The sequence below is a fragment of the Teichococcus rhizosphaerae genome (assembly GCF_002631185.1).
Lineage (GTDB): Bacteria > Pseudomonadota > Alphaproteobacteria > Acetobacterales > Acetobacteraceae > Pseudoroseomonas > Pseudoroseomonas rhizosphaerae.
Genome location: NZ_PDNU01000073.1, coordinates 1 through 15,137, shown reverse-complemented (window position 1 = coordinate 15,137; position 15,137 = coordinate 1). Strand labels below are relative to the sequence as shown.

Annotated in this window: 8 protein-coding genes; 6 read left to right on the top strand and 2 right to left on the bottom strand. The window is 67.7% G+C overall.

All coding sequences use genetic code 11. From position 1 onward, the window contains the following. Window positions 1-72 precede the first annotated feature (72 nt). Window positions 73-5,307 (top strand): glycosyltransferase, encoded by a 5,235-nt coding sequence (locus tag CR162_RS20720; protein ID WP_218014949.1) that lies wholly within the window; start codon window positions 73-75, stop codon window positions 5,305-5,307. Between the two features lie 49 nt (window positions 5,308-5,356). Here CR162_RS20720 and CR162_RS20715 read toward each other — a convergent pair whose 3' ends face one another. Continuing rightward, a complete protein-coding gene (locus CR162_RS20715; RefSeq protein ID WP_099097401.1) occupies window positions 5,357-6,238 on the bottom strand; it encodes a response regulator transcription factor in 882 nt (293 codons plus the stop codon). Then, window positions 6,238-9,558, bottom strand: coding sequence for a hybrid sensor histidine kinase/response regulator (locus CR162_RS20710; protein WP_099097400.1), 3,321 nt, complete (start codon window positions 9,556-9,558; stop codon window positions 6,238-6,240). Before CR162_RS20710 ends, CR162_RS20715 begins: the two co-directional genes overlap by 1 nt. 167 nt (window positions 9,559-9,725) lie before the next feature. Here CR162_RS20710 and urtA point away from each other — a divergent pair, with 167 nt between their 5' ends. From urtA to urtE, 5 genes are read left to right on the top strand one after another with little or no spacing between them, the layout of a single operon-like run. Continuing rightward, the gene (gene urtA, locus CR162_RS20705; protein ID WP_099097399.1) at window positions 9,726-10,976 is read left to right on the top strand and encodes an urea ABC transporter substrate-binding protein; all 1,251 of its coding nucleotides are present in this window, start codon (window positions 9,726-9,728) and stop codon (window positions 10,974-10,976) included. Continuing rightward, window positions 10,976-12,529 (top strand): urea ABC transporter permease subunit UrtB, encoded by a 1,554-nt coding sequence (gene urtB, locus CR162_RS20700; RefSeq protein ID WP_099097398.1) that lies wholly within the window; start codon window positions 10,976-10,978, stop codon window positions 12,527-12,529. Before urtA ends, urtB begins: the two co-directional genes overlap by 1 nt. Then, window positions 12,526-13,626: an urea ABC transporter permease subunit UrtC gene (urtC, locus tag CR162_RS20695; protein WP_099097397.1), complete on the top strand. Its 1,101-nt coding sequence runs from the start codon at window positions 12,526-12,528 to the stop codon at window positions 13,624-13,626. Before urtB ends, urtC begins: the two co-directional genes overlap by 4 nt. An 8-nt stretch (window positions 13,627-13,634) precedes the next feature. Beyond that, complete coding sequence (gene urtD, locus CR162_RS20690; protein WP_099097403.1) at window positions 13,635-14,372, top strand: urea ABC transporter ATP-binding protein UrtD; 738 nt, start codon at window positions 13,635-13,637, stop codon at window positions 14,370-14,372. 3 nt (window positions 14,373-14,375) lie between these two features. After that, on the top strand, window positions 14,376-15,068 hold the full coding sequence (gene urtE / locus CR162_RS20685; protein WP_099097396.1) for an urea ABC transporter ATP-binding subunit UrtE: 693 nt from the start codon (window positions 14,376-14,378) through the stop codon (window positions 15,066-15,068). Window positions 15,069-15,137: the final 69 nt, after the last annotated feature.

Sequence of the window (15,137 nt, the reverse complement as noted above, 5' to 3'; positions counted from 1 at the left end):
AAGATCCGCATCGGCGTGGTGGGCCGCACCTATCATACAGGGCGCAAGGGCGAGCATATCGTCGCCCAAGTGATGGACATTCCCGAAATCGAATGGTCCTTCACCGGCGAGGGCTGGCCCGACCCCGCGCTGAAGCTGCCCGACGCCGTACTGCCCGATTTCTACCGCCAACTCGACTATGTGCTTGTCCCCGCCCTTTACGAAGGCGGCCCGATGAGCGTGGTGGAGGCGCTGGCCTGCGGTACCGAGGTGATCTCGCCACCCGTAGGTTGGGTGCCCGAGTTCCCGCACATCGAATACAAGGTGGGCGACGCCGAGGATCTGCGCCGCGTCCTGCTGGAGCTTGTCGAGAAGAAGCGCAAGCTCCGCCAGTCCACGCTGGACCGCACCTGGGATGCCTGGGCCGAGGGCCATGACCGCGTCTTCCAGGAACTGGCCCGCAAGAACGGGCTGACTCTGGCGCCGCCCCCGCCGCAGAGCCGCGGCCGCAACCCGCGCAGGATCGGCCTGTTCCTGCACGGCTCCGAGGGCAAGTCGCCCGGCGGCCCGACGGTGCGCGTGCCCCGGTTAGGGCGGGAGCTGCGTGAGCTGGGGGCCGAGGCCGGCGTGGCCCGTCATCCTGGCTCCGACATGTCGCAGTACGACATCGCCCACGTCTTCAACGCCTGGGCGCCGAAGGCCGCTCTGGACGCGATCCGCCGCGCCAAGACGGCGGGCGCCGGCGTCATTTTCTCGCCGATCTTCCTCGACCTTTCCATGCGCTCGCTGTGGCAAGATGAGCTGCCACGCATTTTCGAGAGCTCGGAAAGCGAGGCCGAATTAGAAGGGCGGCTTCAGCAATTCCGCCTTGATTGCGAGCGTCAGCGCGCCTCGACCGAAGCGCCGCCGGAGCCCGTGCCCGGCTATTACGCCTCGGTGCGCGAGATGATGGCTCGCGCCGACCACGCCATCTTCCTGTCCGAGCGCGAGAAGCGGCGCCTTGAGATGATCGGCGCCGACATCTCGCGCGGCACGGTGGTGCGCAACCCCGTCGACTGGCAGCTCTTCTCCGATGGCGACCCAGCCCTGTTCGAGCAAGAATATGGGCTGAAGGATTTCATCCTTTGCGTCGCCCGGCAGGAAAGCCGCAAGAACCAGCTCATGCTGATGCGGGCGCTGCAGGGCACCAACATTCCCCTGGTCCTCGTCGGCCATGCGGCCAATGCGCAATACTATGCGCTGATGGAGCGCTACCGCACGCCCAACGTGCATCTGATCGAGCGCCTGCCGCCGAACTCGCCTTTGCTGGCCTCGGCCTTCGCGGCCTCGCGCGTTGCGGTGCTGCCGAGCTGGGCGGAAGGCGCGCCGCTCGCGGCGCTGGAGGCCGCCGCCGCTGGCGCCTCGCTGGTGCTGAGCGACGAGTCCGGCGAGAGCGAGTATTTCGGCGATTGGGCGCAGTACTGCGACCCGGCCTCCGCCTCCGACATGCGGCGCGCGCTCCTCGAAGCCTTCGAGACGCGCCGCTCGCCGGAGCAGGTGGCGGACCAGAAACGCTTCATCGCCGAGAACTTCAACTGGGACCGCCATCGCGACGCGACACGCGAGGTCTACCGCCTGGTGCACGAGGCGCGGAAGGATGCCGCCCCGGATGCAGCCCCGCCGGTCGAGATCCTGCCCGAGGCGCTGCCCGCCACCCCCGCCAGCGCGGCGCGGATCGACATCGTCTACGACGTGACCACCAGCGCCAATCACAAGGGGCGCTGGACCGGCATCGCCCGCGTCGAGGCGGCACTCGCCATTGCGCTGCAGCAGAGCAGCCGCGTCTCCAGCATCCGCTTCGTTGCCTGGAACAACAAGGCGCAGGCCTTTGTTGAAATTCCATTCGAGGCGATCCGCTCCGGCAAGACCAGCAACATCGTGGCGCACTACGACGCCACGGCGGTGCGGCCAATCAAGCTGCCCGAAGGCGCCTTTTACATCGTCGGCGGCAGTGGTTGGATGCAGAACTCGCTCTATGTCGAGGGTCTCACCGCCTTCAAGTACCGCCACAAGCTGAAGCTCACCCCGATCATCCACGACGTGATCCCGGTGCGCTTCCCGTTCTGGTTCGGCGAGGGCTACGCGCCGGTCTTCAACCACAATCTCAGCATTTTGCTGGGCAACTCCGATCTCATCGTCTCGATCTCCGAGTGCACGCGGGCGGATATCGGCTTCTTTGCCAACAACCAGCTCGACCTGTTCATCCCGCCCATCTGCACTTTCCGCGAGGGCGACGAGATCTCGCAGATCCCCGCCCGCACCTCGCTGCCGGAATCCGTGCAGGCGCTGGAGGACCAGCCCTTCATCCTGTGCGTGGGTGCCATCCACGCCCGCAAGAACCACAAGCTGCTCTACGATGTCTGGGTGCGGCTGCGCGAGCGCATGGGCGGGCGCTGCCCCAAGCTCGTCCTGGTGGGCGGCGTGGCCTGGAACGGCCAGGACGTGGCGCATGCCATGCAGGGCGATGCGCGCGTGCGCGACCAGATCCGCATCCTCGACCATATCGACGACCACGCTCTGGAATGGCTGTACCGGAACTGCCTCTTCACGGTTTATCCATCCCTCTACGAGGGCTGGGGCCTGCCGGTGTCGGAAAGCCTGCGCTACGGCAAGATCTGCCTTGCCTCCAACGCCTCTTCCGTGCCGGAGGTGGCGCCCGGCTTCGTGGAACTGCTGGACCCGCTGGACCAGGCGAAGTGGCTGGCCAAGATCCAGTTCTATGCCACCTCCCGCCAGGCGCGTGCCGCGCGCGAGGCCTACATTGCCGAGAACTACCGCAGCTTCACCTGGGGCGAATCCGCCGACACGCTGATCGACAGCCTGAGCGCCCATGTAGGTCTGCCGGCGGTCGAGCGTCCCTACACCGCGGGCACGCCCGTCACCCTCGCCAACCGGATCGAAGGAGCGCGGCACAAGCGCAGCGGCTGGCACCTGACCGAGAAATGGGGCTGCTGGTCCTCCGGCCTCACCGCGACGCTGAACTTCGATCTGGCCGAGCCTTTCAAGGACGATGCGGTGCTGGTCGCCGAGGTGAAGGGCTTCTCCTATTCAGGCAGCCTGCATGAGGCGCGCATCCTGGTAAACGGCATGCCGGTGACGCGCTGGTCCGTCCCGGGCGGCGACATGGTGGTGCGCCATGCGCTGATCCCGGCTGCGGTTCTCGCCAATGCTCGCCGGCTTGAGGTGCAGATTGAGAATGCCGGGCTGACCCCGATCGCGCGGGTGAGCAAGTCGACCGACCACCGCTCGGTCGGCCTCGGCGTCGGGCGCTTCGCCCTGGCGCCGGCCGCCGCGGTCGCCGACGCCGCCACCTATCTCAACTCCAAGCTGGGCGACAAGCAGTCCATCCTGCTCGGCCGCAGCTACGACTTCTTCAAGGAGGCCGCCAGCCGCACCTGCCTTGAAGGCGAATGGACGGCCAATTCGGCCTGGGGCTCCTTCAATACGGATATGCGCCCGCGCATGTCCCTGGTGATCCAGGAAGCGCCGGGCGAGGATCTGGAGGTGGAGCTGTTCCTCCGCCCCGTTGCCTCGGAGGCGGACCCGCTGACCCTGATCATCCTGGTCAACGACGTTCCGAGCTGCAGCTGGAGCTTTTCCGACGACCTTATCCACCGCGTGCGCATCCCCGTCACCCGGCAGGCGCGCGAGGCGGCGGAGCCGATCACCATCGATCTGGTGCCAAGCGACATCCGCGCGCCGAAGGACTTCGGCATCAGCGAGACGGAAACAGCCTTCGGCTTCGGCCTGTTCAGCATGCGGGTGGATGCGCCGCGCGTGGCGCGCGAGGCGGCGCCCATCCCCTATGAGGTGGGGCAGAAGCTGCGCTTCAGCTCGGCGCCGTCCGACTCGCCCTTCCAGCTCGCCAGCATTCCCGGCCCCTGGCATGCGGTGGAGACAGGCGGCGTGTGGTCGGCGGGCGCGGTCGGCATCCTGGCATTGCGGCTGAAGAGCCACCGCCGCGCCAACTTCATGCTGAACCTTGAGGGCCGCGCCTTTGGCGCGCCTGGCTCCGAGATGCCGGCCGAGCTGCGGGTGAATGGCGAGTTGGTGGGCACGCCCCTGCTGGGGGCGGATGACTTCCGGCTGGTCGAGTGCCCTGTGCCGGCCCGGCTTGTCGGCGAGGAGGGCGTGCTGCGGATCGAGCTGTCGATCCCCGCCGCCGCTTCGCCGCGCAAGCTCGGCACGGGCACCGATGAGCGCCTGCTCGGCGTCCGCATCGCCAGCCTCTCGCTGGTGCCCGCGGCGCTGATGGCGCCTGGCACGGTGGTCACCTTCTCCAACGCGGAGCAGGCGCGGGAAAGCGAAGCCTACATCCAGGGTGGCTGGTTCCCGCCCGAGCGCGTCGGCCGCTGGTCGCGCAGCGACCAGGGCGAGCTTGCCTTCGTGCGCACCTCGACCGGGCCGGAGCAGAGCTTCTGGGCCGTGGTCCGCGTGGCTGGCGCCAGCACCATGCGCCCTGCCTTTGTGGACGTCGTCGTCAATGGCCAGCGCGCCGATACCTGGGTTTTCTGGAATAACGATCCAACCCTGGTGGAGCTTCAGCGCTTCGCGGTAGCAGCTGGCGCCATGAGTCGGGTTGAGATTGCTCTGCGCCGGCGAGATGCCCGCTCCCCACGCGAGCTTGGCGTTGGCAATGACGGCCGCAAGCTGGGTGTTCAGCTGACCGGCTGCCTACTTGCGGAGGCTGGACTGAAACTGGAGGAGGCAGCTCAGCGCCTTATCTCCGCCGGCGCCAGCTTCCGCGGAGTGTTGCAGCGGCAGCGCGAGCCGGAAGGTTACGCGGCGGTGATCGACGTGCCGCAGGAGGGCCTGCAGATGCTAGAGGCAGACCTTGCGGCCCGGAACAACATGACTGCCATTGACGTGACCAACCTTGGCAGATCCTTCGACCTCTTGCTTGAAGGCTGGTACGCGCCCGAGGACGAGGGAACCTGGAGCCATTCTAGCAATGCCCGGATGCGGCTGGTTGTTTCGGGTGCGAAGCCGAACGCGGTCGAGTTGCTGGTCCGGCCTTTTGGCACAGAGGTGACTGGCCCGGCGCTGGTGATTGCGCGAACAGAGAATGGCACAGAATATATGTTCCGATTCCGGACGGACATGTACGGTATTATCACCATCCCCATCACGGATGCGGATGTGAATGCAGAAGGGGAAATTGATCTCATCTTCGACAGGCTTGGCGCCATCTCCCCACGTCAGGTTGGCAGCGGTACAGATGATCGGATACTTGGCATCATCGTGAAGTCAGTATGGCTGCCGCAGCCCTCCCCGGAGTTGGCGGAGTGAAGCTGAAGGGCTTGCGGAGGAAGAGTTCCAGAGAAGTCCACCCCTGACCTTACCCGCCACCCAGCACGCGCACCGCCAGCGCGGCGGCGGAAGCGCGGTTCTCCACGCCGAGTTTTGCGAAGATGCCTTCCAGATGCTTGTTCACCGTGCGCGGGCTCATGGTCAGGATCTCGGCGATGTCGCGGTTGCTCTTGCCGCGGCCGAGCCAGAGCAGAACCTCGGCCTCCCGTGCCGTCAGGCCGAGGCGGTCGCGCAGCACGGCTTCCTCCCGCTTCGGGTCGGTGGCAGTGACGCGCAGCAGCAGTTCCTCGGGCTCGATCTGGCCGACATGGTGGAATTCCAGCCGGCGGCCATCGGGCAGCGGCACGGGCGGCAGGCGGGGCAGCTGGGCATCGGCCAGGGGCTGCCAGCCGGGCAGGCTGGCATCAATCGGGTTGGCCAGGCGCAGCAGGCTGGAGGCCTGCGGCGTGGCCCAGAGCACGGTACCGTCGCGGTCCACCGCCAGCAGGAAGCGGCCCGCCACATCCAGCGCGGCATGGGCGCTGCGGGTCAGGCGGGCATTGGCCAGATGGGCGCTGATGCGGGCCAGTACCTCATCGGGCGCCACGGGCTTGATGACGTAGTCGACGCCGCCGGCATCGAAGCCGCGCACCACATCCTCGCTTTCCGTCAGGCCGGTCATGAAGATGACGGGGACCGAGATCAGCGATGCGTTGCGCTTCATGCGGCGGCAGGCCTCGAAGCCGTCCATGCCGGGCATGACGGCGTCCATCAGCACGATGTCGGGCGTGATGCGCTCGATGACGGTCATGGCGGCGGCGGCGGATTGCGCCACCAGCACCATGTAGCCGGCGGATTCCAGCGTATCGTTCAGCAGGCCCAGGGTGCCGGGCGCGTCATCCACAACCAGCACGATGTCGCGGCGTTCCATCAGGCGTCTTCCTCCGGCAGCGCGGCTATGAAGGCATCGAGCCGGTAGTCGGAGATATAGCCGCGCAGGGCGGCGATGGCGGGGGCGGCTTCCGGCGCCTCGGCCTCCAGCGCGTCCAGCCGTTCGCGGATGCCGCCGACATAGCCGATGGCGGCGAGCTGGCGCAGATTGGCGGCCTGGGCCGGCGTCAGCTTCACGGCGGGCGCCGTTGTGGCCGGCGGGTCGGCGAAGGTCCAGGAAATGCCGAGCAAATGGCCGATCTTCTCCAGCAGGGCGGTGACGGAGAGAGGCTTGGGCAGCACGTCGTTATGGTGCTGCCCTTCGCCCGGCGGGCCGAGTTCCAGGGCATTGGCGGAAACCATGACGATGGGGGCCGTCTGCCCGGCCTCGCGCAGCCGCCGGGCCAGGTCCCAGCCGGTCATGCCGGGCATGGCGATGTCGAGCAGGAAGAGATCCGGCGCTTCCTCCGCCGCCAGGGCCAGGCAGGCGGCGCCATCGCCAGCGAGGCGCACGGAGAAGCCCAGCGGTTCCAGCAGGTCGGCCACCAGGGCGCGGTGGGCGGGGTCGTCATCGGCCACCAGCACGCGCAGCGGCTGGCTGGCGCCGGCGCGGCCGGTGATGCGGCATTCCACCACCGCCGGCGCATGCCCCTTGCCCGACAGCAGCAGCCGGACGCGGAAGCGGCTGCCTTCGCCCAGCTTGCTGGTGACCGAGATCTCGCCGCCCATCACCTCCGTCAGCGTCTTCGTGATGGTCAGGCCGAGGCCGACGCCGGGGGTGGAGGGCGCGTGGACATTAGCGCCGCGCTGGAAGGGCTCGAAGACGCGGGCGAGGTCTTCCCCGGCGATGCCGATGCCGGTGTCGATGACCTCGAATTCCGCGACCTCGGAGCGGAAGCGCAGGCGCAGGGTGACGCTGCCGGCGCGGGTGAATTTGATGGCGTTGGAGAGCAGGTTGATCAGGATCTGCCGCAGCCGCCGCTCGTCGGTATGCACGATCTCCGGCAGCCGGGGCGGGGCATCGAAGGAGAAGGCGATACCCTTTGCCTCCGCCTGCAGGCGCAGCATCTGCACGATCTGGTCCAGGAAGTCCGGGAAGCGGATCTCGTCACGGTAGAGTTCGATGCGCCCGGCCTCGATCTTGGAGATATCCAGCAGGCCCTCGATCAGCGCCGCCAGATGCTCGCCGGAGCGGCGGATGGTGCGCAGGCCGTCGCGGCGGCGTTCCGGGATGGTGGGGTCGCGCTCCAGCAACTGCGCATAGCCGAGGATGGCGTTGAGCGGCGAGCGCAGCTCATGCGACATGCCGATCACGTAGCGGCTCTTGGCCATGTTGGCGGCCTCGGCGTTCTCCTTGGCCTTTTGCAGCGCGGCATCGGTGCGCTGATGGGCGCGGATCTCGCTCATCAGCAGGCTGGTCTGGCGGCGGGTCTCCTCCTGCGCCACGGCGCGGCTGTTATGCGCCAGCACCAGCGTCCAGGCGGTGATGCCGCCGATGACCATTAGCACGAAGAAGGCCTTCCAGAAGGCGGCGTCGAGATCGGCGCTGGGCGGTGCCTGGGCGCGGATGCCGAGGAAGACGATGCTGATGGTGGTGGCGAAGAGCAGGAAAACCACCGCGAAGGAGCCGACCGGCGTGGAGAGCGCGCGCAGCAGCGGCGCCGGCAGGGCGGCCCGCAACGGCGTCATGACCTGGGCGGAAAGGCGCGCATGCGGCTTGCAGCCATCGCCGCAGCGGGCGTCGAGCGAGCAGCAGAGCGAGCAGATGGGGCCGGTATAGACAGGGCAATAAGCCATGTCGCGCGGCTCGAAATCATGTTCGCAGATGACACAGGAGAGGGCTGATTTCCGCGCCCAGGCGGCGCGCGGCTTGCGCGCCAGATAGAAGCGCCCGCCGGTGGCCCAGGCCAGGGCGGGCGCGGCGGCGAAGGCCACCCCGAAGGCGATGAAGGTGGACATGGCCTGCGCCAGCGCGCCGAGGAAGCCGTAATAGGCCAGGAAGGAGGCCGCCACCGAGAGCAGCATGCTGCCGACGCCCACCGGGTTCACGTCGTAGAGATGCGCCCGCTTGAACTCGATGCCCGGTGGGCTGAGGCCGAGCGGCTTGTTGACGGCGAGGTCCGCCACCAGCGCGCCCATCCAGGCCGCCGCGACATTGGAATAGATGAAGAGCACCTGCTCGATGGTGTTGTAGACGCCAAGCTCCATCAGCAGCAGCGCGACCGCGATGTTGAACACCAGCCAGACCACGCGGCCGGGGTGGCTATGCGTCAGGCGCGAGAAGAAGTTGGACCAGGCCAGCGAGCCGGCATAGGCATTGGTGACGTTGATCTTGATCTGTGACAGCGCGACGAACACGGATGTCACGACCAGGACCAGCGTGGGGGAGGCGATCAGCGCGCCGAAGGCCAGGCGATACATCTCTGCCGGCTGCACCGCCTGCGCGACCGAGAGCCCGGCCTGGAGCCCGGCATAGGCGAGGAAGGAGCCCGCGAGCAGCTTGAGCACATCGAAGACGATCCAGCCAGGCCCGCCCGCCAGCAGCGCGCCCCACCAGACCCAGGGCTTTTGCGTCCTGCGCGGCGGCAGGAAGCGGATGTAGTCCACCTGTTCCCCGGTCTGGGTGATCAGCGCGAAGAGGACGGAGGCGGCGGCGCCGAAGGCCAGCAGGTCGAAGCCATCGGTGCCGCGCGCGCCGCCGTACTGCGTCCAGCCCTCGATCCAGTCGGGATGCGCCACCAGCAGCGCGATCAGGGGCAGCACGTTCAGCACCAGCCAGACCGGCTGCGTCCAGGTCTGCACGCGGCTGATGAAGGTAATGCCATGCGTGACCAGCGGCACCACCACCACGGCGCAGAGGATATAGCCGAGCCAGAGCGGAACATTGAAGAAGCTGTCCAGCATGGCGGCGAGGATCACCGCCTCGATGCCGAAGAAGATGAAGGTGAAGCTGGCATAGATCAGCGAGGTGATGGTGGAGCCGATATAGCCGAAGCCCGCGCCGCGGCTGAGCAGGTCGATATCCACGCCCGCCCGCGCCGCGTTCAGGCAGATGGGCAGTGAAGCCACGAAGATCAGCACACTGACAAAGAGAATGGCGGAGACGCTGTTGGTGAAGCCATGCGCCACGGTCAGGGCGCCGCCGATCGCCTCCAGCGCCAGGAAGGAGATGGAGCCCAGCGCGGTATTGGCCACCCGGAAGGCGGACCATTTCCGCGCGCTTTCCGCCGTGAAGCGGAGGGCATAGTCCTCCATCGTCTCGTCCGCGACCCAGCGGTTGTAGTCGCGCCGGATACGCATGATGCGCTGGCGTGTCGCCATGCGGTGTTCCTGGGGTGCTCGGGCGGGAAGAGTGGGGCAGGGCCGGCCACAGGGTCAAGCAGGCCCCGCCTACGTCATTTGACGTATAACGCCCCCGGAAGGATTGCCGTGAGACTGGGCGCATCCATTGCAAGGCGGCCCCCGCCATTGCCCCAGGAGAGCGATCCATGACCGTCCGGACCCCCTTCTCCCGCCGCGCCTTGCTGGCTGGCGCCGCCGGCGCCCTGGCGGTGCCGGCCATCCGCCCCGCCTTCGCCCAGGGCTCCGGTCCGATCAAGGTGGGCGTGCTGCACTCCCTTTCCGGCACCATGGCGATCAGCGAGACGGCGCTGCGCGACACCGTGCTGATGATGGTCGAGGACCAGAACAGGAAGGGCGGCATCCTGGGCCGCAAGCTGGAAGCCGTGGTGGTGGACCCCGCCTCCAACTGGCCGCTCTTTGCCGAGAAGGCGCGGGAGCTGCTGCAGGTTCACAAGGTGGATGTCACCTTCGGCTGCTGGACCTCGGTGTCCCGCAAATCCGTGCTGCCGGTCTTCGAGGAACTGAACGGCCTGCTGTTCTATCCGGTGCAGTACGAGGGCGAGGAGCAGAGCAAGAACGTCTTCTACACCGGCGCCGCGCCGAACCAGCAGGCGATCCCGGCGGTGGAATACCTGATGAGCGAGGATGGCGGCGGCGCCAAGCGCATCGTGCTGCTGGGCACCGACTATGTCTACCCGCGCACCACCAACCGCATCCTGCGCGCCTTCCTGAACAAGAAGGGCATCGCGGATGCCGACATCATGGAGGAATACACGCCCTTCGGCCATTCCGACTGGCAGGGCATCGTCTCCCGCGTCAAGCAGTTCGCCGACCAGGGCAAGAAGACGGCCATCGTCTCCACCATCAACGGCGATGCCAACGTGCCCTTCTACCGTGAGCTCGGCAACCAGGGTATCAAGGCCGAGGACATTCCCTGCGTCGCCTTCAGCGTGGGCGAGGAGGAGCTGGCCGGCATCGACACCAAGCCGCTGGTCGGCCACCTGGCCGCCTGGAACTACTTCATGAGCGTCGAGAGCCCGGTGAACACCGAGTTCAAGAAGATGTGGGGCAGCTACATCAAGAACGACAAGCGCGTCACCAACGACCCGATGGAGGCCACCTATACCGGCTTCAAAATGTGGGCGCAGGCGGTGGCCCAGGCCAAGACCACGGCGGTGGATGCGGTGCGCACGGCGATGTACGGCCAGAAGGTCGATGCGCCCTCCGGCTACACGGAGCAGATGTGGGAGAACCACCATCTCTCCAAGCCGGTGATGATCGGCGAGATCCAGGCGGATGGGCAGTTCAGCATCGTCTACAAGACGCCGCAGGCCATCAAGGCCGAGAACTGGTCCCCCTACATCCCCGAGAACGCCAGCCGCGCCAAGGCCGGCTGATGTCGCGGCTCCTGCGCCTCTTGCCTCTGCTCCTGCTGCTGGCGGGGCCGCTGCGGGCGCAGGAGGGTTTCGAGACTGCCGCCGCCGGGCTTTCCGGCGGCTTCGCGGCCCAGGTGGAGGCGGTGGACCGTCTCGGCGCCCTGGGCGACCCGCGTGCCTTGCCGATCCTGCGCGCGCTCTCCGAGGGCCGGTTGCAGAAGACACCGGAAGGCGTGCTGGTGATCGGCGGCCAGGATGCGCTGACCGGCGCGCCCGCCGCCACGGCTTCGCTGGAAACCGTGCGCATCAACAACCGCGTGCGCGGTGCCCTGCGTGGCGCTTTCGGCCGGCTGGAACTGGCATCTTTCAGCGTGGCGGAGCGGATCTCTGCCGCCGGCGGCCTCTTCCGCGCCCGCAGCCCCGACAACATCGCCATGCTGGAGGACGCGCTGGGCCGCGAGAGCGATGCCGCCGCCCGTACCGCCATGGAGCAGGCGCTGGCGGCCTCCCGCCTCGCCGCGCCGGAGGCGGCGGTGAAGCGCCAGGGCATCCTGCTGCTGGGCGGCACTGGCTCGCCGGAAGCGCGTTCGCTGCTGCTGGAAGCCCGCGCGGCCAACCCGGACCTCGCCGCCGAGATCGATGCCGCCGTATCCGCCATCGATGGCCGGCTGCAACTGCGCCGCGCGGCCGAGACCGCCTTCCAGGGCCTCTCGCTCGGCTCCGTGCTGCTGCTGGCGGCGCTGGGCCTGGCCGTCACCTTCGGGGTGATGGGCATCATCAACATGGCGCATGGCGAGATGGTGATGCTGGGCGCCTATACCACCGTGGTGGTGCAGGGCCTGCTGCGCGGCACGCCGCTGGCGCCCTGGGCGCTGCCGCTCTCCGTGCCCGCCGCCTTCCTGGTTGCGGCCGCCGTGGGCGTGGCGCTGGAGCGCACGCTGATCCGCCATCTCTATGGCCGCCCGCTGGAGACTCTGCTGATGACCTTCGGCGTCGGCATGATTTTGCAGCAGGCGGTGCGGCTGATCTTCGGCGCGCAGAACCAGGAGGTCACCAGCCCCGCCTGGATGCAGGGCATCGTCACCCTGCCCGGCGGGGTGGAGGTGACGCAGAACCGGCTCTGGATCATCCTCTTCGCGCTGCTGGTGCTGGCGGTCACCGTCGCCGCCATCCGCTTCACCCGCTTCGGGCTGGAGATGCGCGCCGTGGTGCAGAACCGGCGCATCGCCAGCACCATGGGCATCCGCACCGGGCGGGTGGATGCCATGACCTTCGCCTTCGGCTCGGGCATCGCCGGCATGGCGGGCGTGGCCTTGAGCCAGATCGACAATGTCTCCCCCAACCTCGGCACCGGCTACATCATCGACAGCTTCATGGTGGTGGTCTTCGGCGGCGTCGGCAGCCTCGCCGGCACCATGATCGGCGCCTTCACCCTGGGCCTCGTCAACAAGATGCTGGAGCCCTGGGCCGGGGCGGTGCTGGCGAAGATCGCTGTGCTGGTGGGCATCATGCTCTTCATCCAGCGGCGGCCGAAGGGCCTCTTCGCCCTCAAGGGAAGGGCTGCGGAACAATGAGCGCGACAACCACCCTGGCCCCGCCGCCGCGCCTGCAGAGCGCGCTGGTCCTGCGCGGGCTGTTGCTGGCGGGCCTCGCCATCCTGGCGCTGCTGCCGCTGCTGAACCGCCTGCCGGTGGATTCGGTGCTGCATGTCTCAGACTTCATTGTCGCCGTCACAGGAAAATGGATCTGCTACGGCGTGCTGGCGCTGGCGATCGACCTGGCCTGGGGCTATGCCGGCATCCTCAGCCTCGGCCATGGTGCCTTCTTCGCGCTCGGCGGCTATGCCATGGGCATGCACCTGATGCGGCTGATCGGGCCGCGCGGCGTCTATGGCAACCCGGTGCTGCCGGATTTCATGGTCTTCCTGGGCTATGCGGAACTGCCCTGGACCTGGTGGGGCTTTTCCAGCTTTCCCTTCGCGCTGCTGATGGCCTTGCTGGTGCCGGGGCTGCTGGCGGGGGTGGTGGGCTACCTCGCCTTCCGGTCCCGCATCACCGGCGTTTATCTCTCCATCATCACGCAGGCCATGACCTATGCGCTGATGCTGGCCTTCTTCCGCAACGACATGGGCTTCGGCGGCAACAACGGCTTCACCGACTTCAAGGAACTGCTGGGCATGCCGCTGAATTCCGGCGGCACGCGCGCCATGCTGTTCTACGCGGCGCTGGCGGTGCTGGGGCTGTCGCTGCTGCTCTGCCGCCACATCACGCAGTCCAAGCTCGGCCGCGTGCTGGTGGCGGTGCGCGATGCCGAAAGCCGCCTCCGCTTCCTGGGCTACAACACCACGCATGTGAAGCTCTCGGTCTTCGTGCTCTCCGCCATGCTGGCGGGGCTGGCGGGGGCGCTCTACGTGCCGCTGGTCGGCATCATCAATCCCGGCGAGTTCAGCCCCGGCAATTCCATCGAGGCCGTGATCTGGGTAGCGGTCGGCGGGCGCGGCACGCTGGTGGGGGCTTTGTTGGGGGCCTTCTCGGTCAATGCGCTGAAGACATGGCTGACCTCCTTCGCGCCCGACCTCTGGCTGTTTGTGCTGGGCGGGCTCTTCGTGGCCGTCACGCTCTTCCTGCCGCGCGGGCTGGTGGGGCTGATGAGCAGGGGGCCGGGGCGGTGATCGGCGGCATGAGCGGCTCCTCCCTTTACCTCGATGGCGTCTCGGTGGTCTTCGATGGGTTCCGGGCGCTGAACAACCTTTCCCTGATCATCGAGCCGGGGGAGTTGCGCGCCATCATCGGCCCCAATGGCGCCGGCAAGACGACGATGATGGATATCGTCACCGGCAAGACCCGCCCCACGACCGGCGTGGTGCGCTTCGGCGAGCATGACCTGACGCGGATGGATGAAGCCGCCATCGCCAATCTCGGCATCGGCCGCAAGTTCCAGAAGCCCACGGTCTTCGATGCGCTGACGGTCTTCGAGAACCTGGAACTGGCGCTGAAGGCGCCGCGCGACCCCTGGTCCTGCCTGCGCTGGGTGCTGGGCGCCCAGTCGCGCCGGCGCATCGAGGGCGTGATGGAGGAGATCGGCCTGGCGGAGCGGGCGCGGGACCGTGCCGCCATCCTGTCCCACGGCCAGCGGCAATGGCTGGAGATCGGCATGTTGCTGATGCAGGAGCCGCAACTGCTGCTGGTGGACGAGCCCGTGGCCGGCATGACGGACCAGGAGACGGAGCACACCGCCGCCCTGCTGCGGCGCATCGCCGGGCAGCGCTCGGTGGTGGTGGTGGAACACGATCTCGAATTCGTCCGCGCGCTCGGGGAGAAGGTGACGGTGCTCTGCGAGGGCACGGTGCTCTCCGAGGGCAGCATCGACCATGTGCAGAACGACCCGCGGGTCATCGAAGTCTATCTGGGACGCTGAGCCATGCTGCGGGTGGAAGGCATCGACCTCTTCTATGGCGCCAGCCGGGCGCTGCGCGGCGTCTCCCTCGGCGCCGATCCGGGGCGGATCACCTGCGTGCTGGGGCGCAACGGGGTGGGCAAGTCCTCCCTGATGCGGGCCATCGTGGGGCTGGAGCGCATCCGGGGCGGGCGCATCCTCTGGGAAGGCAAGGACATTTCTGGCCTTTCCGCCGCCGACCGGGCGCGGGCCGGTATCGGCTATGTGCCGCAGGGCCGGGAGATCTTCCCCTTCCTGACCGTGAAGGAGAACCTGGAGACCGCCCTGGCCGCCGCGCCGCGCGGTTCCAGGCTTTCCGACGACATCTTCGAGCTTTTCCCTATCCTGCAGCAGTTCCTGCGCCGGCGGGGCGGGGACCTTTCCGGCGGGCAGCAGCAGCAGCTGGCCATCGCCCGCGCCCTGACCGCGCGCCCGCGCCTGCTGATCCTGGATGAGCCCACCGAGGGCATCCAGCCCAATGTCATCAAGGACATCGCCCGCGTCATCGCCCTGCTGGCTCGGCAGCGGAACATGGCGGTGGTGCTGGTGGAGCAGTATTACGAATTCGCCCGCGAGCTGGGCGATGAACTCGCCATCCTGGTGCGGGGCGAGGTGGCCCTTGCCGGCCAGTCCGGCACGTTGGACGAGGAGGCAGTGCGGCGGCTGCTGACGGTATAATGCCTGCGCCAGACCCTCTCTTGAGCTGTCTGGTCGCGAGATGCCTTTAACGATGACGTAGGCGATGGT

Coding starts and splice junctions, on each gene's coding strand:
- CR162_RS20720 (WP_218014949.1), top strand. CDS start 73: ATGGACATTCCCGAAATCGAATGGTCCTTCACCGGCGAGGGCTGGCCC.
- CR162_RS20715 (WP_099097401.1), bottom strand. CDS start 6,238: ATGGAACGCCGCGACATCGTGCTGGTTGTGGATGACGCGCCCGGCACC.
- CR162_RS20710 (WP_099097400.1), bottom strand. CDS start 9,558: ATGGCGACACGCCAGCGCATCATGCGTATCCGGCGCGACTACAACCGC.
- urtA (WP_099097399.1), top strand. CDS start 9,726: ATGACCGTCCGGACCCCCTTCTCCCGCCGCGCCTTGCTGGCTGGCGCC.
- urtB (WP_099097398.1), top strand. CDS start 10,976: ATGTCGCGGCTCCTGCGCCTCTTGCCTCTGCTCCTGCTGCTGGCGGGG.
- urtC (WP_099097397.1), top strand. CDS start 12,526: ATGAGCGCGACAACCACCCTGGCCCCGCCGCCGCGCCTGCAGAGCGCG.
- urtD (WP_099097403.1), top strand. CDS start 13,635: ATGAGCGGCTCCTCCCTTTACCTCGATGGCGTCTCGGTGGTCTTCGAT.
- urtE (WP_099097396.1), top strand. CDS start 14,376: ATGCTGCGGGTGGAAGGCATCGACCTCTTCTATGGCGCCAGCCGGGCG.